1 protein-coding gene is annotated in these 327 nt (G+C 56.3%); it reads right to left on the reverse strand.

Annotated features, from left to right (window positions below):
* Positions 1 to 327: glycoside hydrolase family 3 N-terminal domain-containing protein (locus tag H6B10_RS15890; RefSeq protein WP_275951100.1), on the reverse strand; the 327-nt coding region annotated here is incomplete at both ends.

Below are 327 nucleotides of genomic sequence, written 5' to 3' on the forward strand. Positions count from 1 at the left end.
CCCTGCATACCTTCCACAAAGCGTACGCCCAAGCGAGAGGTCAGATACGGATCTTCGCCATAGGTTTCGTGCCCTCTGCCCCAGCGCGGGTCACGGAATATATTTACATTCGGCGCCCAGATTGTCAGGCCTTTATAGATATCCCGGTCCTGATAGCTGCGATACATGTTGTATTTACCACGCGCTTCCACGCCGACGGCTTCCCCGACCTGGCCCAGTAAGTCCTCATCAAAAGACGCAGCCAGACCAATTGCCTGCGGAAATACGGTTGCCGTTCCAGCGCGTCCCACGCCATGAATGCCCTCGTTCCACCAGTTGTATGCAGGG

The sequence above is a fragment of the Gemmiger formicilis genome (assembly GCF_016901605.1).
GTDB lineage: Bacteria > Bacillota > Clostridia > Oscillospirales > Ruminococcaceae > Gemmiger > Gemmiger formicilis_B.